17 protein-coding genes are annotated in these 21,314 nt (G+C 44.2%); 2 read left to right on the top strand and 15 right to left on the bottom strand.

The window, feature by feature from the left end:
* Positions 1-367 precede the first annotated feature (367 nt).
* A complete protein-coding gene (locus LU297_RS04400) occupies positions 368-2,728 on the top strand; it encodes a RelA/SpoT family protein (RefSeq protein WP_263077325.1) in 2,361 nt (786 codons plus the stop codon).
* Positions 2,729-2,730: 2 nt separating this feature from the next.
* A complete protein-coding gene (gene mutM, locus LU297_RS04405; protein WP_263077202.1) occupies positions 2,731-3,600 on the top strand; it encodes a bifunctional DNA-formamidopyrimidine glycosylase/DNA-(apurinic or apyrimidinic site) lyase in 870 nt (289 codons plus the stop codon).
* A gap of 39 nt (positions 3,601-3,639) precedes the next feature.
* On the opposite strand, the gene LU297_RS04410 is transcribed toward mutM, so the two are convergent.
* From LU297_RS04410 to LU297_RS04480, 15 genes are all read right to left on the bottom strand, one after another.
* On the bottom strand, positions 3,640-3,927 hold the full coding sequence (locus LU297_RS04410) for a Bor family protein (protein WP_263077203.1): 288 nt from the start codon (positions 3,925-3,927) through the stop codon (positions 3,640-3,642).
* A gap of 21 nt (positions 3,928-3,948) precedes the next feature.
* Positions 3,949-4,236 carry a Bor family protein gene (locus LU297_RS04415; protein WP_263077204.1) on the bottom strand — a complete coding sequence of 96 codons (288 nt, stop codon included), beginning with the start codon at positions 4,234-4,236 and terminating at the stop codon, positions 3,949-3,951.
* Positions 4,237-4,436: 200 nt separating this feature from the next.
* Complete coding sequence (mscL, locus tag LU297_RS04420) at positions 4,437-4,859, bottom strand: large conductance mechanosensitive channel protein MscL (RefSeq protein WP_263077205.1); 423 nt, start codon at positions 4,857-4,859, stop codon at positions 4,437-4,439.
* Positions 4,860-5,044: 185 nt separating this feature from the next.
* Positions 5,045-6,889: a translational GTPase TypA gene (gene typA, locus LU297_RS04425; RefSeq protein WP_263077206.1), complete on the bottom strand. Its 1,845-nt coding sequence runs from the start codon at positions 6,887-6,889 to the stop codon at positions 5,045-5,047.
* 246 nt (positions 6,890-7,135) lie between these two features.
* On the bottom strand, positions 7,136-8,449 hold the full coding sequence (locus LU297_RS04430; protein WP_263077207.1) for an OmpA family protein: 1,314 nt from the start codon (positions 8,447-8,449) through the stop codon (positions 7,136-7,138).
* 307 nt (positions 8,450-8,756) lie between these two features.
* Positions 8,757-9,488, bottom strand: coding sequence for a pyridoxine 5'-phosphate synthase (locus LU297_RS04435; RefSeq protein WP_263077209.1), 732 nt, complete (start codon positions 9,486-9,488; stop codon positions 8,757-8,759).
* 24 nt (positions 9,489-9,512) lie between these two features.
* Positions 9,513-10,334: a DNA repair protein RecO gene (gene recO, locus LU297_RS04440; RefSeq protein ID WP_263077210.1), complete on the bottom strand. Its 822-nt coding sequence runs from the start codon at positions 10,332-10,334 to the stop codon at positions 9,513-9,515.
* Positions 10,331-10,948: a Uma2 family endonuclease gene (locus tag LU297_RS04445; RefSeq protein WP_263077211.1), complete on the bottom strand. Its 618-nt coding sequence runs from the start codon at positions 10,946-10,948 to the stop codon at positions 10,331-10,333. Before LU297_RS04445 ends, recO begins: the two co-directional genes overlap by 4 nt.
* 26 nt (positions 10,949-10,974) lie before the next feature.
* Positions 10,975-11,964, bottom strand: a complete 990-nt coding sequence (era, locus tag LU297_RS04450) for a GTPase Era (protein WP_263077212.1) — start codon at positions 11,962-11,964, stop codon at positions 10,975-10,977.
* A gap of 27 nt (positions 11,965-11,991) precedes the next feature.
* Positions 11,992-12,750 (bottom strand): ribonuclease III, encoded by a 759-nt coding sequence (rnc, locus tag LU297_RS04455; protein ID WP_263077213.1) that lies wholly within the window; start codon positions 12,748-12,750, stop codon positions 11,992-11,994.
* A 1-nt stretch (position 12,751) separates the two neighbouring features.
* Positions 12,752-13,840: a signal peptidase I gene (lepB, locus tag LU297_RS04460; protein ID WP_263077214.1), complete on the bottom strand. Its 1,089-nt coding sequence runs from the start codon at positions 13,838-13,840 to the stop codon at positions 12,752-12,754.
* A gap of 102 nt (positions 13,841-13,942) precedes the next feature.
* Positions 13,943-15,757, bottom strand: coding sequence for a translation elongation factor 4 (gene lepA / locus LU297_RS04465; RefSeq protein ID WP_263077215.1), 1,815 nt, complete (start codon positions 15,755-15,757; stop codon positions 13,943-13,945).
* 184 nt (positions 15,758-15,941) lie between these two features.
* The gene (locus tag LU297_RS04470; RefSeq protein ID WP_263077216.1) at positions 15,942-17,177 is read right to left on the bottom strand and encodes a capsule polysaccharide biogenesis protein; all 1,236 of its coding nucleotides are present in this window, start codon (positions 17,175-17,177) and stop codon (positions 15,942-15,944) included.
* Between the two features lie 166 nt (positions 17,178-17,343).
* Positions 17,344-19,602: a capsule polysaccharide biogenesis protein gene (locus tag LU297_RS04475; RefSeq protein WP_263077217.1), complete on the bottom strand. Its 2,259-nt coding sequence runs from the start codon at positions 19,600-19,602 to the stop codon at positions 17,344-17,346.
* The gene (locus tag LU297_RS04480) at positions 19,602-21,308 is read right to left on the bottom strand and encodes a polysaccharide biosynthesis/export family protein (protein WP_263077218.1); all 1,707 of its coding nucleotides are present in this window, start codon (positions 21,306-21,308) and stop codon (positions 19,602-19,604) included. Before LU297_RS04480 ends, LU297_RS04475 begins: the two co-directional genes overlap by 1 nt.
* Between the last annotated feature and the right edge of the window lie 6 nt (positions 21,309-21,314).

Here is a 21,314-nt window from a genome sequence, read left to right on the forward strand (position 1 = left end):
GCACTTTTTATCAAATCAGTGGCGATGTCATCAAATAGCGAATGTGAAACGATTTTTCACAATCAAAGGATTATACCACAATCCAATAAAAAATACTGGATTTTTTGGTTGTATTCATTCAATATCATGTTTAGGCAAGCATTTGCAATGCAACTGATGAGACCTGCCTTTATGCTTATCATACCGACCAATCAGCAAAACAAGACCTAAAATGCACTCTGCCCAACCATGCTGGTTTTCTTATTTTTTATGGCAAATGCCATCAACCAGCATGAAAAACCGACAAAAATTTGGATTTTTTGCTTTAAAAATCGATGACGAAGTGCCATAATAGCAAGCGATGACTTTGGCAAAATTGGAGCGTGTCGTGGTACAGATTCGAGAAAGCCTGCCCCTACTTGGTGGCAATAGCAGCAGCATTGACAGTGCGTCTTTGGCAGCTACTTTGGTCGCCAAGCAGATACACCCAGATTTTAAGGCACAACTCACCAATCAAAAGCTGGTCAGTGCGTTGGATTATTCGACCAATAATGCCACACCAATGGAGCTGAATGTCTCAGACATTGACATTGATGCGTGGCTTGCCAGCGTGGCCGCTCGTATTGGCAAAGATGAACTGCCTTTGCTGCGTAAGGCTTGCGAATTTGTCCAAATCCAAGTCAATAAGCCTCATGTCGCTCGTTCTGGGGCTTACATCACAGGCATTGGCATGGCAGATATTTTGGCGTATTTATTCCAAGATGAAAATGCTTTGGTTGCCGCCATGCTTTATCGCACCGCTCGCCGTGAACTGGTTAGCATACAGACCATCGCCACCAACTTTGGCGATGACATCGCTCAGCTGGTTACTGACACGCTGGCGATGGGTCATCTGTCTGAAAGCATCGAACAAAATCAGCGTCTAGAAGACTATATTGATGGCAATCGTGAACAGCTTTCTAATATTTATAGCATGCTCATCAGCACCACTAATGATGTTCGAGCGGTATTGATTAAACTTGCTGAACGCACTTTTGCCATGCGTGAACTGTCTTTTTCGCCTCCTGACCGCCAAAAACGAGTGGCACGAGAGGTGATGGCAATCTACGCCCCACTTGCTCATCGTCTGAGCATCGCCCAATTAAAATGGGAACTAGAAGATTTGGCGTTTCGCTATCTTGCCCCCGATGAATACAAAAAAATCGCCAGCCTATTGTCTGAAAAACGCAGCGAACGAGAAGCATACATCGAACAAGTCAAAACCACCCTCACCCAAGAACTACACAATGCTGGCATTGAGTGCGAGGTGTCAGGTCGTGTCAAACACATCTATTCCATCTGGCGAAAGATGAAGTCAAAAAATCTGTCGTTTGACCAGCTGTATGACATCAGAGCCTTGCGAGTCTTGGTCAATAGCAATGCTGAGTGCTATTATACGCTTGGCGTGGTGCATGGGTTGTGGCGACACATTCCAGAGCAGTTTGATGACTACATCACCAATCCTAAGCCAAACGGTTATAAATCCCTGCACACCGCCGTCATTGCCGAAAATCGCACACTAGAAGTGCAAATTCGCACCTTTGACATGCACTTTGAGGCAGAACTTGGCAAATGTGCCCATGTTAATTATAAAGAAGGTCTAAAAGCCAAAAAAGATGATTATCTGACCCAAAAAATCAGCTCACTAAGACAGCTTTTGGGTACAGATACGCCTGACAATGGCGATGACATCGAGCTGGATATTGATAATGCCGAACGCATCTATGTGTTTAGCAGAGATGGCGACATTACCGAACTGCCCAAAGGCTCAACGGTGCTGGACTTTGCCTATTATGTGCATACCGAAGTTGGCAACCGAGCTCAGGGGGCAAGAGTTAATGGTCGTTATGTGCCTTTGACCCACCAGCCCAAAACAGGCGACCAAATCGAAATCATCACCAAATCCAGCCGTGAACCAAACCGTGACTGGCTGATGGCATCGTTGGGCTATATCCACACCAATCGTGCCAAAACCAAGTTGCGTCAATGGTTTAACAAACAAGACCGTGATAAAAACATTGAAACTGGCAAAAATCTGCTGCTCAAAGAGTTTGACCGCCTATCCATTGACCCAGCTCAGGTAGAATTGGGTGAGTTTTTGGCTCAATTTAATGTCAAACACGAAGATGATTTGTATGTTGCCTTGGTCATTGGCGACATTGGCGTGACCCAAATCAGTAATTTGGTTGCCCAAAAACTGCACATCACGGACAACTTTAACGAAACTGCCATCGACATCAAAAACCCTGTTCGCACCAACAAATACAAAATCGAAATCGATGGATTAGATAATGTGGAGTTACATCTTGCCAAATGCTGCAACCCTGTGCATGGCGAACCGATTGCAGGATTTATTACACTATCTAGTGGTGTCAGCATTCATCATCAAAGCTGTACCGAGTATTTAAGATTGGTAGAAAAAGAACCAGACCGCATCATCAATGCTCGCTGGCAGACGACCTTTGGCAGATACCAACCTGTCTGCATTCATGTTGAAGCACACAACACCAATGGACTGCTAAGAGACTTGGTGCATGTCATTGACCGTGAAAAAGTCAATATTCATCGTGCCGAAACCATCAGCAATGATGGGGCAATCAGTCACATGAAATTTTATGTTGAAGTGGCAGGTATTGCTCATTTATCTCGCCTGCTTAGCAAAATTGAACAACAACCGAGCGTTTTGCACGCCCGTCGCAGTCAGAGTTAGTCATGCCAGAATTACCAGAAGTCGAAACCACCAAAGCCAGTCTAGCACCTTTGCTTGGCAAGATGATTGATGGCGTACAAATCCATCACCCAAAGCTACGCTACGAAATCCCAAAAGATTTGGTCAACTTGGTAGGATTTAAGCTCGTCAATGTTCGCCGCAGAGCCAAATATCTCTTGCTCGACTTTTTGCAAGAACAAGATAATAACCACAAAACCCTACTCATTCATCTGGGTATGTCGGGCAGCTTGCAACAACACACTCATCAACAAGTGCGTAAACACGACCATGTCATCATTGAATTTGGCGATGTATGGCTACATTATCACGACCCACGCCGTTTTGGTATGTTACTTTGGGTGGAGAATGATGACTACATCGACAGACCAGACACCGCTAAGCGTTTTTTGGACCATTTAGGCGTTGAACCTTTGTCCGATGAATTTGATAAAGATTATCTATACAAAACCATCTACCGCACGCACGATTTAACCAAAAAATCCATCGCCAAGCCCATCAAATCACTCATCATGGAACAATCAGTGGTGGTGGGCGTGGGCAATATTTATGCTACTGAAAGTCTGTTTTTGTCTGGCATTCACCCTGCCAAACCCGCCAATCAGCTGGACGAATCATCGCTAGAAACACTGACCCATCACATCAAAACAATCCTTGCCAAAGCCATCAAGCAGGGCGGCTCATCGCTCAAAGACTTTACAGTGGGTAATGGCAAAACAGGCTATTTTCAACAAACCTTATTGGTCTATGGGCGGGCGGGCGAACATTGTACCGTGTGTCAAAGCCTGCTTGAAAATCAAAAAATTGGTGGACGAGCCAGCGTCTATTGCCCAACTTGCCAGCCATTGACATAAAAAAATCCCCAAAAAATTGGGGATTTTGTCACGCACGGATTACTTACAATAAACTTGTGCTGTGCGAGGTGTGTAGATACCAAAGGTAATCGTACCAAGCAAAATATCTTTGGGTTCTAATTTACTTTGCACCTTGGCAACATTACTAGCACCGCCACACACTTGGGCAGCATTGATGGTGCGTTCCTGACCGATGCCGCCAACGAAAAATGCCTGTGATTTGCTTAGTGATGGTGTTGCTTGACCACCGCCATGAATCAATGCCGTTTGCGTAGTACAGCCTGTCATCACAACCGCCATACCAATAATCGCTGCGATTTTTTTCATTATTTTTTCCTTATTTTTCAATTATTTACAATAAATATTACTTTGTCTTGGTGTATAAATACCCTGTCCGACCGCATTCGCCAAACCGTTTAAGAAGGTCGTTTGCGTTTGCACTTTGGCGACTTTATTAGCACCGCCACACACCTGAGCAGCATTTTGAATTTTTTCTTGACCGATGCCGCCAACAAAGAAATGCTGCCATTCTGACTGCGTAGGTGCTGCTTGACCACCTTCTGATAATACATAATTTTGGGTAGCACAGCCTGTGCTTAGTACAGCGATTGCACCCACCATCAATAATTTTTTCATCATTAAAAAACCCTCTATTAACAAAACAGAAACAATCTTTCTGTCATTGTTACTTTATCACAAAATCATTATTTAGTCAAATTCAATGGCTATTTTTAGTCAAAATAATCAACTTCTCTTTATTACTCACGGTGCGTACGACCAAATTTTTGGCAATAAAAAACACCCCAAGCGGAGTGTTTTTGATGAGATTTAAGCAATTATTTGCTTAGTTTTGAGCTAATTTCACGAAGCAATAGCACTTCTTCACTTGGCTCTGCTGGTGCAGCTTCTTCGGTTTTACGCATCTTGTTCATTACTTTTACTAGCATGAATACAATGATTGCCAAGATTAGGAAGTTGATAACCACAGTAATGAAGTTACCATAAGCAAGCATTGCCACGCCAGCTTCTTTTAGAGCGGCATATTTGGTTGCATCTACACCTTCTGGCACTGTGCCAAGAATGATGAACATGTTTGAAAAATCGATGTCACCAATGATGGCACCAATCAAAGGCATCATGATGTCTTCTACCAAAGAGGTAGTAATTTTACCAAAAGCTGCACCGATGATAACACCGATTGCCAAATCCATCACATTGCCTTTAACTGCAAACTCTTTAAATTCTTGAACGATACTCATAATAAATTCTCTTAATTTTGGATAAAAACAAAATAAAAGCACCGCTAGCGGCACTTTTATTTGAACAATCTATAATCAATTATAGGTTATTTATGGCGGGCTATTCTATCACATATTTTTGCCTAGATTGTAGCATTTGATGATAACTGTGTGAAGTTTTGTTAATGCAGTCATCATCTAGGCAATCAGTCTTTTTTACGACCCAGACGCTTGCGTTCGTTTTCGGTCAAGTAACGCTTACGAATACGAATAGATTTTGGCGTTACCTCAACAAGCTCATCATCTTCGATGAATTCTAAGGCTTGCTCCAAAGTATATTCTAAGGCAGGCGTTAGGATAATCGCATCATCTGAACCACTGGCACGAATGTTGGTGAGTTGTTTTGCCTTGGTAGGATTGACCACCATGTCATCAGAACGAGAGTTGATGCCCACAATCATGCCTTCATAAACTTCAAGCTGTGGTTTGGCAAACAAACGACCACGCTCTTGCAAACTAAACAATGCGTACGCCAAGCAAGTGCCTGATACCATTGACACCAAAACACCATTTTGACGCTTGGCAACCGTACCATCTTTGGTAGGACCATAATGCGAGAAGCTTGATGTCATGATACCTGTACCAGAAGTCATGGTCAAAAATGCCGAGCGAAAACCAATCAAACCACGAGATGGTACAGTGGCCTCAATACGGATACGACCTTTGCCGTCCACTTCCATATTGGTCAAATCGCCCTTGCGGTTGCCCATTTCTTGCATGACCGCCCCTTGATGCTGCTCTTCCACATCAAAAGTCACATTTTCATAAGGCTCACACATCACGCCATCGATTTCTTTCATGATGACTTGTGGGCGAGACACACCAAGCTCAAAGCCTTCACGACGCATGTTCTCAATCAGTACAGACAGATGTAATTCGCCACGACCTGATACCTTGAACTTTTCTGGGCTGTCAGTGTCTTCAACACGCAAAGCAACATTATGAATCAGTTCACGGTCAAGGCGTTCACGGATATTTCGTGAGGTGACAAACTTACCCTCTTTGCCTGCAAATGGCGAATCATTAACCTGAAAAGTCATCGACACGGTCGGCTCATCAACAGAAAGTGCTGGCAATGCCTCCACATTTTGTGGGTCACAAATCGTATCTGAAATGTTCAGTGCGTCAATACCTGTCACACAAACGATGTCGCCTGCTTGTGCAAAATCCACATCAACACGCTCTAAGCCATGATAGCCCATGATTTTTAGAATGCGTCCGTTTCGCTTGTTGCCATCTTTGTCAATCACGGTCACAGGCGTGTTGGTCTTCACAGAACCTCGCTGGATACGACCTACGCCAATCACACCAACAAAGCTGTTATAGTCAAGACTTGAAATCTGCATTTGGAATGGACCATCAACATCTACCTTTGGCGGCTCGACAATATCCACAATCGTCTCAAAAAGTGGCGTCATGTCAGATGCCAAGTTATCAGGTTCACGACCAGCAATGCCGTTGATGCCAGACGCATAGACGATAGGAAAATCCAACTGCTCATCGGTCGCACCCAAGCTATCAAACAAGTCAAATACTTGGTCAATGACCCAATCAGCACGAGCAGCAGGCTTGTCAATTTTATTGATGATGACAATCGGTTTTAGACCACGAGCAAATGCCTTTTGGGTCACAAAACGAGTCTGAGGCATTGGGCCTTCTTGGCTGTCCACCAATAGTAGCACGCAGTCCACCATCGACATCACTCGCTCCACTTCGCCACCAAAATCGGCGTGACCTGGGGTGTCCACGATATTGATACGATATTCAATGCCAGTACGCCCATCGGTCCATTTAATCGCCGTATTCTTAGCAAGAATGGTGATGCCACGCTCGCTTTCTAGGGCGTTAGAATCCATCACTCGCTCAATCTCGCCTGAACGGTCGCCTAATGCACCAGACTGCTGTAATAGTTTGTCCACCAAAGTGGTTTTACCGTGGTCAACATGGGCAATGATTGCAATGTTGCGTAAATTCTTAATATCGTTCGACATAAATACTCAATATAATCTAAAATCTAAAAAATGCGTTGTGCAAATCGCCATCACATCAGCTTAGCACAAATTTAAATACAAGTTGTCCATTATAACATATTTCAATGCCATTAGCAGATTTTTATGATGAAAATCTACCAAATCTCCTCATTTTCGACAAGCAGCCAACCAACAGCAAATCAAAAACAAAAAAAGAACCGCCAAATGACGGTTCTTTTTTTAAATTCACAGTCTGTCAATCTAGGATTAACGAACAACCATGTCTTTGGTTTGTTGTACGGTAGAAACCTTGTTACCAGAGATTACTGCGTACACACGACGGTTCATTGCTTTACCTTCGTCAGTAGTGTTTGGTGCGATTGGGCGATCGAAGCCGTAGCCAGTTGCACTTAGACGGTTAGCAGCGATACCGAACTCGTTAGTTAGCATTGCTTTAACAGCGTTTGCACGAGCTTCTGATAGGCGTTGGTTGTAACGAGCATTTGAACGCGCGCTTTCTTTTGAAGCGTGACCTTCGATTGCAGCAGTTGCATTCGGGAATTCACGCATCTTCTCAGCTACTTTAGCGATTTCTTCACGGAATTGTGGTTTGATTGCTGATTTGTCGTAGTCGAAGAATACACGCAATTCTAGGCGTAGGTCTTCACGAACATCAACATTTACTGGGCAGCCACGAGCATCAACAACAACATTACGTGGAGTGCCTGGGCAAGCGTCTAGGTGATCAGCAACACCGTCTTGGTCAGTGTCAACGATACGCTCTTCAACAACCACAGGAGCAACAGGAGCAACTACTGGCTCTTCAACAGGAGCAACTACTGGTAGTGCAGGAGCTAGACGACCGCCTAGGGTTACTTCAAGACCAGCCAATGCTAGACCTTCCCACCATTTGTTGTCAAAGTTGTGAACGGCACGAGCTTCACCACGAAGTGCTAGTGCGTCATTAACTAGGTAACGAGCACCTAGACCAACATTACCGATGGTGTCTTTTGATTGAGTAACTTCTGTACCAGCAGCAACAGTTTCGCCTTTGGTTACTACGCCATTGCTAGCGTCAGCAACATATTGCTCTTTGTTTTCTACTTTGATTTTTGATTGACCAGCACCGATCAATGCATATGGCTTGAATTTGTTTTCAGCTTTGTAGCCAGTGAACTGCTCCAAACCTACTAGGAAGTTACCGCTGATTTGTTGTTGTTCAGCGTCGAAACGGTTAGCAGAAGATTTGTTTGCAGACCAGTGAGAAGCTTCTGCGTTAGTGTCAGTCACGCCATATTCTACTTGGAATTGAGTAGATGGAGTTAGTTCAACACCGATTGCAGCACCAGCGTACATGTTGCTTTCTAGAGCAACGCCACCATTTGCAGGATCAGAAGTGTTAGCATGGTTTTCAGCAGCGGTGTTTAGGTTTTTACCTACTTTTAGAACATCGCGTTGCTCATCATCAGAACCTGATTCTAGGTAGTGATAACCAATAAGTGGAGTTACAGTAACGCCAGCGTGGGCAGCTACAGAAGTCGCAGCAGCTAGAACTGCCAAAGCGATTTTATTAAGTTGCATAAATTCCTCCAAAGGAACGGTTGGGTTAATAATCAAAAATGTAACATAACATTACTGAGGCTTATTCTAGCACAAAAAATCCCCTTTGCCAACAGGGGCAAACTGGGGAAGATATTTGCTAAACTAAGTCAAATATCGGCTAGCTTAACCCCAAAAAGCAGAATTTACAACCTTTTTTTATCAAAAGCTACATAATATTACACAAAAATTACTATTTTTTACTTTCTAAGTTAAAATTTGATGAATTTTTAGCCAAAATTATCAATAATAGGCTTTGTAGTCATTTTGTTAAAATAAATCCAACGATTTAATTTTTAAAAGCTTCTTTCATTGCTTTAACCGCTTGGTCAAGACCCATGAACACCGCATCAGCAATCAGGGCATGTCCAATGTTGAGTTCATGAATACCATCAATCTGAGCAATGGCAGCAACATTATCACGAGTCAAGCCATGTCCTGCATTGATGAGCATGGTTGAATGCTGTTTGGCATATTGCACGGCGGTTTTGATTCTGTGTAACTCATCATTTCTTTTATCCAGCTCGCCTGCCAAGTCTGCCTCAGCATAGCTGCCTGTGTGCAATTCGATGGCATCTGCACGACAAGCAATGGCTGTGTCAATCTGATGAATGTCTGGGTCGATGAATAATGACACCAAAATGCCCGCCGATTGTAGCGTACTGATAAACTTGGCAAGATTGGGCAAATTTGCCACATCAAGACCGCCCTCAGTGGTCAGTTCTGCCCGCTTTTCAGGAACCAAACACACCCAAGTAGGCTGAACATCAAGGGCGATGGCAAGCATTTCATCAGTGACCGCCATCTCCAAATTCATGCGAGTTTTTAGTTTTGGTTTCATCGCATAAACATCAGCATCTTTAATGTGCCTGCGGTCTTCACGCAAATGTAGCGTAATGCCATCAGCACCCGCCTCTTCACACAACAACGCCCCAGCGATTGGGCATGGATAATTCACACCACGAGCATTACGCAAGGTGGCGATGTGGTCAATATTAACACCTAATAATGGTTGGTTCATCACAATTTTCCAATTCATTGAAGATTAACAGGTTTGATAACGCATACTTTGTTGCCAAAGTGTACGAGAATGCAAAGGACGGTATTCTAACAGATAATCCATCAGCTCTTTTTGCAACTGCCCAAATTGCTCCAAATGATGCAAATAATAAGCAGGTTCATCGCTGGCTTGATTCATGGCGGATAATACCAAGCCCGAATAACGAATCTGACTGACTTTGGCTTTGGCAGATTCTTTGGCAAGGGCGATGGCAGAAGAATTTTCTGGAATAAAGCCCATTTCAGGCACAAAACGATACATTGCTTCATCATCAATCCGATTGCCCGACCAGTCCTGCCCAAAATCAATCGCCACGCCCAGCTCAACAAACAAAGCTCGCTCAAACTCTCGCAAATACACACGCAGCAGCTGCATCAACTCGCTTCTTGTCAGTTCATCAGCTTTATCCAGTGTATCAAGATGATGAAATTGACAGATTTTTTGGTGATACGCCTGCCACAACAATGGGCAAGCATTTTCTACCGCCAATAATTTATACAAAATCTCATTCATGTACAGCATGGCGTACTGAACACGCCCTGCCCGAATGTTTAGGGTTGGTAGGCTTGCTTGCTGACCAAGATGTGTTTGACAAAATTCATCATCAAATCCAAAATGTATCTGACTAAATGTTTTTAGGGAATTTTTGCCTGATGACAACAGACAAATCGGTGCAAATAACGGCAGCCCCCGACTGCCTATGCCATGCACCACCCCAAGTTCATAAGAAAAAAACTGATAAATCGCCCTTTTTTCTTGGTAGGGGCGAGAGTGGATAATAAAGCCTGTGAGCGGAGTGGGGGTCATTGTTTGTCGAACACCACTTTTTGATAAATGTCATCAACCCTCAAAGTCAAATTGATACTATCTAATAAAATTTCATCGCCTTGTTTGTACAAGGTATCCGACCAGCGTCCAAATTTACCACGCCTGTGAACGGTAATTTGTGCTTTCGTTTGTTCAATCATCAAAATTTCAAAAATAGACGGGCAATTTTTATAACGCACTAATTTTTTGATGTCATTTTCATGATTACTAGAAAAAATTTCGCCCACCACCGTTGGGTATTCCAATAAATCTTTGTGAATGCTGTCATTGCACACCACCAAAATATCAGGCTGTAGGCAATTGTATTCATCAATTTTGCAAGCAATGTCCGAGAAAAAATGGCACGGATACTCATTATTTCTAAAATGATTTTGGAACAACCAACTCAAATTATTCATAATCAAATTATGTCTTGGCTTGGTATTTGCCATTGCAATGATTTGCCCATCAATCAATTCAAATCTTTTATCGGGCAAAGCATTTGCCATTACCACAAAATCTTGGGCAGTGATTTTTTCTTGGGCAATGTCTTTGCTTTGGCTATGCGATTGATAAAAGCCAACATTAAAAGGCGTAAATATCAAAGTATTCATTATCAATCTCCTTATAAATCAAGCCATTAGTAACCCAAACTAGCGAGCGTCCGCTCATCATCAGACCAACCCTTCTTAACTTTCACCCACAAAGTTAGCATTACCTTTCTATCAAACAGCTTTTCCATATCAGCCCTTGCATCTATGCCCACTTGCTTGATTTTTGCTCCCTTTTCGCCGATGACAATGCTCTTTTGCCCTGCCCGCTCCACAAAAATCGTGGCATCAATAAAAGTACACGCCTTTCGCCATTTGCCTGTTTCTGGGTCTTTGTGAGCAGGTTCGTCCTTAAAGGTGTCAATCTGCACGGTCAAATCATACGGCACTTCATCGCCAGATTGACGCATAATTTTTTCACGGATAATCTCACTTGCCAAAAACCGCTCGCTTCTATCGGTAATCTGCTCTGGGTCAAAAATGGGTGGACGAGTTGGCAAAAAGCCTTTGGCAACTTCCAAAAGCCTGTCCAAATTATGCCCACGCAAGGCGGAAACAGGCACAATGTCCGCAAATTCAAAACTTTGCGAAAATTCTTCAATATGTGGTAACAACTTGGATTTATCTTTAATGGTATCGGCCTTGTTGATGACAAGGACGACAGGCAGGTCGGTATTAGCAAGTTTCTCCAAAGTCAATAAATCATCTTCCACCCATTTTAAGCCGTCCACCACAAACAGCACCAAATCCACATCGGATAAGGCAGAGACGGCGGCATTGTTCATTCGCTCGTTGATGGCTCGCACGGTTTTACTGTGAATACCAGGGGTATCGACAAAGACAAATTGGGCGGTGTCGTCTGTCAAAATGCCGTGAATACGGTGGCGAGTGGTTTGCGGTTTGCGACTGGTGATGGAGAGCTTTTGCCCCAACAGATGATTCATCAAGGTGGATTTGCCGACATTAGGTCGCCCGACAATCGCCACAAAACCCGAACGAAAGTCTTCCTGTAATGGGTTTGCCTGTTGATTAAAAAATGCTGAAATCGTATCTTCGTTGTGTGAATTTTGGTCGCTCATTATCGTATTTTTCCCTCAATCATCGTATTATTTTAAAGATAATTTGTGTAACTGGTTAATCATCAGCTCGGCACATTTTTGCTCAGCGATACGCCGTGAGCAACCACTTTCAATGATGGGTGTGACACCCAGAACATTGACCGTGCATTTGATGATGAAAGTTTGGTCGGGAGCATTGCCTTTGGTTTCAAGCAATTCATAGACAGGCAGTGGCAAGCGATTGCCTTGTAGCAGTTCTTGAAGACGAGATTTGGCATCTTTTAGGATTTGCTCTTGACCGACTTCATCAAGTAAATTGCCATACCAAGACAATACCAAATCACGAACAAATAAGCCATCATCACTGTCCAAAAATATCGCCCCAATTAAGGCTTCAACAGCATCGGCTAAGATGGACGCTCGATGACGACCACCTCCTTTTTTTTCGCCCACGCCCAAGATAAGATGGCGAGACAGCTCCAATTTTTCGGCAATCTGCACCAAAGTCTCTTGACGCACCAGCGTTGCTCTCATGCGTGTCAGCTTGCCTTCGTCATGCTCAGGATAACGCACAAACAGTCCCCAAGCAATGATGGTACCCAGCAAAGCATCGCCCAAAAACTCCAAGCGTTCGTAGCTATGTTTTGGGTCATAAGAACGGTGTGTCAAAGCACGGCGTGGCAAATTTTTGTCCATAAAAGTATAGCCAAGACTTTGGCATAAAGTAGGCAAACCCTGCTCAAACTCAGCAAAATACTGCATCTGTGCCAACGCCTTGCCGCTCGTACCACCTTGATGTTTTTGCATATCAGTCAATCGCCCCTACACGCTCAAAACTTGGCAATTTTAGTCCTGGCTCTTTACTCATCCAAATATAAGAGGCCTTGCCTGACAAGTGTTTATCCGCCACAAATCCCCAAACACGACCGTCTTGGCTACGATCTCGGTTATCGCCCATCGCAAAATATTGACCTTGTGGCACGGTGATTTTCCATTGTTTGCCAGCAGAGGCACTCAATTCAGGCGAGTTGTGTTGCAAAAATTCTGCATACGCCGCCATGTTTGCTCCTGCCAAATAACGCACTTTATACTGATGATTATCTAGCACCTCTTGGAAATACAGGGCGTGCGGTTCTTCGCTACGACCCAACTCCATACGCTGTTCATCAGTAATCTTTTGGTCGTTGATGATTTGCGGAGCAAGATAGTCGATGTGCGACTGACTCATTTGATACTGCGTGGGAGTGGTTGGTACAGGCTTACCATTGACCGACAGCACACCATTATTAAAACCAATCTCATCGCCTGGTAGACCAATGATACGCTTGACATAGTAAATATTTTCGTTATTAGGATAACGAAATACTGCCACATCGCCTCTTTGTGGACTGCCCGTCTCAACAATCTTGGTGTGCAACAATGGCAAACGCAAGCCATACGAAGTCTTATCCACCAAGATAAAATCGCCTGTGTACAAGGTTGGCACCATGGAGCTTGATGGGATATTAAATGGCTCAACAACAAACGAACGCACCAACACAATGACCAGCAATACTGGCAAAAATTCATACGCCCAACGAATCAACACATTGTCCGCAGGTGGATTGCCTTGCAGTTGTAGTAGCTGGGTCTGAGCCACTTGATGCTGTTGATGAGCGACACGCACCGCTTCTGGCGTGTCTTCTTTGATGACCAAAGTATCGGCTTGCAGTTGATGTGTTTGGCACACACCATTTAGATGTGATGAACTTGATTTGACTTGCTGCTGAGCATCTTTGAGTGCTTGACTGTATTGTTTGGTGGCACGATATTTTTTTAAAAAAAACTTATCAACCAACCAAATCAATAAAAACACCAAAGTTACTGGCACAATAATCAAATTAATATCAAAATTCACCTATGTCTCCCAATTTACCAAAGTCCAAAATACGCTTTTATCTTAGCAATCATTGTTTTCTACAATATGTCCGTGCCGTAGAAAAACTTAACAAAATCCAACTTAGCCATCAACCTTCAATACCGCCAAGAACGCTTCTTGTGGGATTTCCACCGAGCCTACTTGTTTCATTCGTTTTTTGCCTGCTTTTTGTTTTTCAAGTAGCTTTTTCTTACGAGACACATCGCCACCATAGCATTTGGCAAGCACATCTTTACGCATTGCCTTAACGGTGGAGCGAGCGATGATTTGTGAGCCGATGGCAGCTTGAATGGCGACATCAAACATCTGTCTTGGGATTAGCTCTTTCATCTTTTCAACCAGCTGATTACCCCTGCGTCTTGCGTGTTCTTGATGGCAAATCATCGCCAAAGCGTCCACTTTTTCGCCATTGATAAGCACATCAATCCTTGATAATTTATCCGCTTGATAACGCTCAAAGCCATAGTCAAGCGAGGCAAAGCCACGACTTGCCGACTTTAATTTATCAAAAAAGTCCATCACCACCTCGCCCATTGGAATATCAAAGACGACTTGGACTTGACGAGCCATAAACTTCATATCCACCTGCACGCCTCGTCTTTCAATGGCAAGCGTAATCACATTGCCCAAATACTCTTGGGGGACTAAGATATGACATCGAGCAATCGGCTCACGAAACTCAGCAATCACGCCTGCATCTGGTAATTTTGACGGGTTATCCACATAGACAATCTCGCCATTTTTTTTGACCACTTCATAAATCACCGATGGGGCGGTGGTAATCAAATCAAGGTCATATTCCCTTTCAAGTCGCTCTTGAATAATCTCCATGTGAAGCATACCCAAGAAGCCACAACGAAAACCAAAGCCCAAGGCTTCTGAGGTATCAGGCTCAAAGAACAGGGCAGCGTCATTGATTTGTAGCTTTTGCAGGGCTTCACGAAACTTCTCAAAATCTGATGAATCAATCGGGAACATACCTGCATAAACTTGCGGTGTTACCTTTTGAAAGCCTGGAATATTCTCCACCTCAGGCGTTTTGGCAAGCGTGATGGTATCGCCCACAGGTGCGCCTTGAATGTCCTTAATTCCTGCGATGACAAAACCAACCTCGCCTGCATACAGCACATCAGTTTCTAGGGATTTTGGCGTGAACACCCCGATTGAGGTCACGATGTGCGATTCGCCCGTTGATTTGATAAAAATTTTATCGCCTTTTGCCACCGTGCCTTCTCGCACACGCACCAAAGACACCACGCCCAGATAATTATCAAACCAAGAATCAATAATCAAGGCTTGCAGCGGAGCGTCTCTGTCGCCAACAGGGGCTGGGATTTTATCGCACAAAACTTGCAATAATTCATCAATGCCAAGCCCTGTCTTGGCAGAGACTCGTGGTGCATCTATCGCCTCAATGCCGATGATGTCCTCAATCTCTTCAATCACTCGCTCTGGTTCAACCTGCGGCAAGTCAATTTTATTTAAAACTGGCAAGACTTCCAAGCCTTGCTCCACCGCTGTGTAGCAGTTGGCAACCGATTGAGCCTCAACGCCTTGGGCAGCATCCACGACAAGCAAAGCTCCCTCACACGCCGCCAAGCTACGAGACACTTCATAAGAAAAATCCACATGCCCTGGGGTGTCAATGAAATTGAGCTGATAACGCTCGCCATTTGGGTGGTCGTAGTGCAAAGTGACTGATTGTGCTTTGATGGTAATGCCACGCTCTCGTTCAATGTCCATACTGTCAAGGACTTGGGCTTGCATTTCTCGCTCGGACAGACCACCACAAACCTGAATAAAACGGTCGGCAAGGGTAGATTTGCCGTGGTCAATGTGGGCGATGATGGAGAAGTTGCGAATATTATTGATATTGCTAGGTTTTTTTGTGGTCATAAATCAAACTCATCAAGGCATCGGCAAAAACGGTCAAAAAGCGACCGCTCAATTTGGCAGAACCAATATGAATAATCAGCCAAAATTGATAAATAAATAGTTAGATATTCTACCCTAAATGATGAGTTTTCGCCATAGATAACTGATGTTTTGACTCAAAAACTTAGCTTGACTGGCAGGTATGCTAGTTTGAGGAATCATCTCTTGGTGGTTCACCCACTTGGGTAGCGTGCATGTAGGGTAACGCCCACGGTGATGTGCCATAAAACGAGCCGTTAAGCTGGGTTTGCTCGATGAGATATTCACGAAATTTTAGATAAAAATCATAATCAGGAGCGGTAGGGTTTTGCCAAAATAATGACAATGGCTGTTGGTCGGTCAGTCGCTCAATGTCATACAAGGCACGCCCCATGATTTTGGTCGGTTTTTTGTGATAAATCGACTGCAAACCTGTGGTACTATTGATGGTAATCATACCAATACTATGGCGAATCAGACTAGGCAAATGCATGTCGCAACCATAAAAAGCTCGACCAGTCACACCAAGCTGATGCGACAGTCCATCAATCAATCGACGATAGTCTCGATGCCCACGGTCTAGTGGGTGATGCTTAAAAATTATCTTAGTGTGGGCTGGTGCATGCTGAGCAAATGAAGTCATCACTTCTGTGATGAAATCACGAATATCAGCATAATCTGAATGGTGGGTAATCTGTGAATCGTTATGAACTTGCAAACTCACCAGATAATACTGACCGCTAACTTGACCAGTCAAATATTTTTGTAATTTTTTATCAGGATAGTATCGCCACGCTTTTCGCACAGGGGCAATCAGCCACGCCAGCATTTCTTGCCAAATGCTCAATCCACGATAATGCTCATAATGTGGATACCACCATTTGCCCATGAACACCACCGCATAATAGATGATGCTTGCCACGCACAATCGCCAAAAACGGTTAGCGGTGTACTTGGGTTTATCACTGGCATAATCAAAACCCTCAATCAAACTGGCGTCCAACCGAGAATAACCGTTAATGCCATGTTCTTCAAGCGTGATGTAATCAGGTCGCAAATAACCCTCTTCAAACACAAAAAACGACACACCAAGCCGACCACACACTGATTGAGCAATGGCATGATGAGGACGACAATCATTAAAACACACCACCGCCTCAATCTGATGCTCATCAATGATTTGGGTCAAAAATGCTGAAAATTCGTCCAGCTTGCCACGAAAATTGCTCATCTGCTCTTTGTGACAATAAAAAAACGCATCGCCTGCATTGAAGTTGATTTTATGAACCTGTTTGCCACAGTCCATCAAAAAGGTTGCAAAACGACAAAAGAAAGTCCCCATTTTACCTTGTAAGAGTAAAATGCGTCGATGGTCTAGCAATCTTTTCATGGAAGCGGACATAACACCACCCGAACCAACTTAGGTACAATCTTTTTTTAAAAGCGACACACATCGCAATGTGTGATTGATTGTATCATATTTGGGCAAAAGATTTTTTATCAAATCGTAAATAATGAATCACTTTTTATTGATGATGGTGTCTTTGCGACAAATCGTATGCACAAGATTACTTGCCAAGTGCCTGACGGATTTTTTGCAAATAAATTTTTCTACCTTTCATAAAGGCGGTCTTGGCAGTTTGGCTGATTTGCTTGCCCAATGATGGTGTTGATTTGGCGTGCTTATCATCATACAAATAAGCAATGGCCTGCTCAACCGTCGCCAGCCCATAGCCGTGTGGCAAGGCATAAATCGGATACTCAATCAACACACCATACACAAGCTCAGTCAGACTCAACGGTGTGGCTCGTTGTCGTCTGGTCATCGCTGCAATCTTAGGAGCGTTGTCAGCTTCTATCACATCTTGGGTCAAGCCAAAACCTGCATAAAACGGCAATCCATAACACACCACCGTCAAGCCACGAAGCAAAGCCTCAAATCCTGTCAGAGAGCTGATGGTATGCACCACTTGTGCCACTGCCAAACAATCAGGCATTGCCACATCCACCGCCACAAAATCCGCCAATGCTCTGGTAGCAGCATCGACTTGCCCCACTCGCAAGCCAGCCTCCACATCAGGGTGTGGCTTATAAATGATGATGTCATCAGGATAGTCGGTTCGCACTTGGGTTAATAATTGGCTATTTGTACAAATTAAGCTGGTACATTGACGCACAGACGCATCATCTTCAACTTGCCCAACCACCAATCGCACTGTGGCAGATGGTTTGGCAAGTTTGGCAGCATGAATCTGAGCAGATAGATGCTCTGGCAGTGCTTGACCGACATTGTACTTACTGACTTTTTTTGTCAGCAAAGTTTGGATTAACGCATCAGCTCTTTGGTGCTGCGTCTCATTAAGATGAATATTTGCTAAAATCTGTTCTAATCTAGATGTTTGGGTTGCATCGTAATAAATGCCCAAATCATCAAGCACCACCGAAACAGGCTCCAATAAAGTCGCCCCCAGACCATTGGAGCGAATAAAGCCATCTTCCATGCACACAATCTGTCGATGCTTGGTGTGATGCTGTGTCAATTTATCCGCCAAAGCCATCTTGGCTGGCAGTCCCCACACCAAATAACAATCAGCATATTTTGCCAACGCCATCTGTTCATCTCGTGCCACACGGCGTGCGTTAAGGCGATTGCTAAACAGCAGTCTAAGTTTGGTTTTGGGTTTAAATAGCAAGGTTGTCTGTGGTAATTGCATGAACCGCTTGACAAATGGCACTTTCCAGCGGCTAAACTCATACGCCATCATCACACCTTGATGGCGAATTTGATGTTTCTTATTATCGCACAGATATTGCACCACCTCTTCGATGTCGCAGGATTTGGCGGTGGCAGGATTGGCGTAGTGGCTATAATCAATGTATGCTGCAAAAAACAGTTGTGCCACACTTGGCATACTGCTACGGCGAGTTTTGGCTTGGGCATACAGCTTGGCAAGCGATGGCATTTGCATCAAATAAGCATCATTGGTCTGTCCAAATCCAGCATACCAACTAACCCCAAAACAATGCACGACCTTATTGAGCAATAAAGCCTCAAAGCCCAAATGCGAACTGACAGTATAGACAGTTTGAACTTGTTTGAGTAAAGCAATCGGATTGATGGCTTGACTTAGGACTTGGATTTGACCATCATCTAGATAATGACTGTTCAATGCCTGCATGACTTGGGGCAATAACTGACCATCTTCACCCACCAAAAACCCCAATTTGGCGGCTGGATGTGCCTTGATAAGAATCTTGGCATCAGGATTTTGCTGGCAGGCGGCGATTAGCATGGACACAAAGTCTGCCTGTGTTGCACCAGCACCAGCAATAGACGCATCGCCAAACACTTGGTCAATGACCAAAACCAATCGCCCTGCTGCCAAAGTTGGGCTGGGCAAGGCAGGATTATACTTGGAAATCTCTTCTTCGGTCAGCGTCTTAATCAAAGCATCGGCACGATTTTGATGACTTAAATCCCAATTCATCGTCCGCCAAGCAATCAAAGATTCTAAGCGTGATGCTTGTCTGGCATCAAAATACACGCCCACATCATCTAAAACAAAACTTGCCCCAAATCGACTTAACACCCCGCCATCAAGCGAACGCAAAAAGCCATCTTCTGCCGTCCATAGTGGCAAGCCCAACTTATCAGCGAGCAATCGAGCTTTTTTGGCTGATGGCCTTTGTCCCCAAGCCAAGATTGCCTGTGGTGTGTTTTTGGCTTGATAAAGTGCAATATCAGCTTGCAAGGCAGTGGCAAGCAGACGATTATTATTCAAAATCCCCTGCGTTGCCACCGCAAAATGACTTGGTTTTTTCATCATCACAATGCTGCAATCACACCAGCCGCCACCGCAATTTGATAAATGATTTGGCTTAAACCACGAGTGATTTCAACACGGCGAGTTTTAATTTTTGGTAATACCATAATCTCATCGCCTTGCTGGATACGATACGCTTCATTCACAACAATGGTTTCGCCGTTTTGGTGCATGACTAAGATATTTTCTTTATCAGCATTATCATCAAAACCACCAGACTTAGCAATATAATCGGCTACTGTCAAAGTCTCATCAAAACTAAACGCCCCTTGGGCTCTAACCTGACCATTGACCGTGATGACAGAAGTTTGCTCTGGAATGTGAATGATGTCGCCTTGCTGCAAAATAATGTCCTGCCAAGAATTTGGCACAACCACGATACGCCCTGTTGGCTCAACGTTGCGTGCTTTGGCAATAAACTGCTCCACAAGTTTGGCATCATCTTGACGAAGTTGTGCCTCCTCTCGTGTGGTTGATTGGGTTGCCAGCGTCATCTCTGATAGACGGTCTAAGGCCTGATTGATGGCTTGCTTTTGTTGTCCAGCAATCGATTTGCGATAGATGGATAGATTGTTAAGATTGGCAAGACTTGATGGTTCAAGCTGAGCGATGATGTCTTTTAGTCTAGCACCATGTGGCAAAACCACCGCCCCATTACCACGATGAGCACCTGTCACCTGCACCGCAATCGTCCCTGCGTATCTATCTGAGGTCACCACCAAATGATCGCCATGATGCACAGGCACTTTGGCTGCGTCCGCCAATGAATAATATTCAGCGGTCTGTGCCTTGCCAGCTGCACGAGTGATGCTGATGTTGGTTGCGTCCGCCAATGGATTAGCAACCGACATCACATCAGCCACCGTCAGATGACCCACATTATATTCAAACACATATTCATTTTGCACTTTGCCAGAAATGCTAAAAGTCTTCTTTTGTGGAGCAACGGTAATCACATCGCCATCACGAAATGCAAATGGTTGCAAACGACCTGCAATCAAAAAATCATACAGATTGACCTGCTGAACCACTTGTCCATTGCGACGAATCTGAATGTCAATATAGCTGCCACGCTCAGGGTCCACACCACCTGCACGGTCAAGATATGACAACACAGAGTCTGCCGCCAAACCGCCATAATAACCTGGCTGATTGACAAAACCTGTCACAAATACTTTCACAGGCTGAGCCTGCTCCAAGGACGCATACACGCCAACATTAGAACGATAAATGCGAGCAATGGCATTTTGTACCACAGATTGTAGCTGAGCATTTTGAATGCCTGCAACACGCACAGGTCCAACATTTGGCAAGAAAATATTACCCTGAGGATCTACGGTCGAGGTTGCCGCATATTGATACGCTCCCCACATTCTGACTTGCACATTATCGCCTGCATTGATGACATAGCTGTCATTAAAGGTTGAGCCAGAAGTGGTTGAAAACGCCCCACGAAATAGCTGTTCGCCAAAAATTTTTGGCTTGCTCGATTGAGCTTTGGCGATTTGCTGATAAGCACTGCTGTTGTTAATGATGGCGTTACTATTTAGGCTGGCAGCCGCCACTGCTTCGGTAGCTGTCGCCTCTGATGGTACTTGCCCTGACTGCACCGCCACTGACAAGCGACCTGTATTATCACTACTGGCAAAATTTGCCTGAGCATTCATCGCAACCACCAAGGCGGTCAATAAAAAACTGCTTTTTTTCATAATCAT

It is taken from the genome of Moraxella nasicaprae (assembly GCF_025643275.1).
In the GTDB taxonomy this organism is placed as follows: Bacteria; Pseudomonadota; Gammaproteobacteria; order Pseudomonadales; family Moraxellaceae; genus Moraxella; species Moraxella nasicaprae.

What these genes read in the sequence shown, in the direction of transcription:
- rnc (WP_263077213.1), bottom strand. Translation starts at nt 12,750, where the DNA reads ATGCAAAAACATCAAGGTGGTACGAGCGGCAAGGCGTTGGCACAGATG.
- typA (WP_263077206.1), bottom strand. Translation starts at nt 6,889, where the DNA reads ATGTCGAACGATATTAAGAATTTACGCAACATTGCAATCATTGCCCAT.
- LU297_RS04435 (WP_263077209.1), bottom strand. Translation starts at nt 9,488, where the DNA reads ATGAACCAACCATTATTAGGTGTTAATATTGACCACATCGCCACCTTG.
- LU297_RS04480 (WP_263077218.1), bottom strand. Translation starts at nt 21,308, where the DNA reads ATGAAAAAAAGCAGTTTTTTATTGACCGCCTTGGTGGTTGCGATGAAT.
- LU297_RS04430 (WP_263077207.1), bottom strand. Translation starts at nt 8,449, where the DNA reads ATGCAACTTAATAAAATCGCTTTGGCAGTTCTAGCTGCTGCGACTTCT.
- mutM (WP_263077202.1), top strand. Translation starts at nt 2,731, where the DNA reads ATGCCAGAATTACCAGAAGTCGAAACCACCAAAGCCAGTCTAGCACCT.
- recO (WP_263077210.1), bottom strand. Translation starts at nt 10,334, where the DNA reads ATGACCCCCACTCCGCTCACAGGCTTTATTATCCACTCTCGCCCCTAC.
- LU297_RS04445 (WP_263077211.1), bottom strand. Translation starts at nt 10,948, where the DNA reads ATGAATACTTTGATATTTACGCCTTTTAATGTTGGCTTTTATCAATCG.
- LU297_RS04470 (WP_263077216.1), bottom strand. Translation starts at nt 17,177, where the DNA reads ATGTCCGCTTCCATGAAAAGATTGCTAGACCATCGACGCATTTTACTC.
- era (WP_263077212.1), bottom strand. Translation starts at nt 11,964, where the DNA reads ATGAGCGACCAAAATTCACACAACGAAGATACGATTTCAGCATTTTTT.
- mscL (WP_263077205.1), bottom strand. Translation starts at nt 4,859, where the DNA reads ATGAGTATCGTTCAAGAATTTAAAGAGTTTGCAGTTAAAGGCAATGTG.
- lepA (WP_263077215.1), bottom strand. Translation starts at nt 15,757, where the DNA reads ATGACCACAAAAAAACCTAGCAATATCAATAATATTCGCAACTTCTCC.
- LU297_RS04475 (WP_263077217.1), bottom strand. Translation starts at nt 19,602, where the DNA reads ATGATGAAAAAACCAAGTCATTTTGCGGTGGCAACGCAGGGGATTTTG.
- LU297_RS04415 (WP_263077204.1), bottom strand. Translation starts at nt 4,236, where the DNA reads ATGAAAAAATTATTGATGGTGGGTGCAATCGCTGTACTAAGCACAGGC.
- LU297_RS04410 (WP_263077203.1), bottom strand. Translation starts at nt 3,927, where the DNA reads ATGAAAAAAATCGCAGCGATTATTGGTATGGCGGTTGTGATGACAGGC.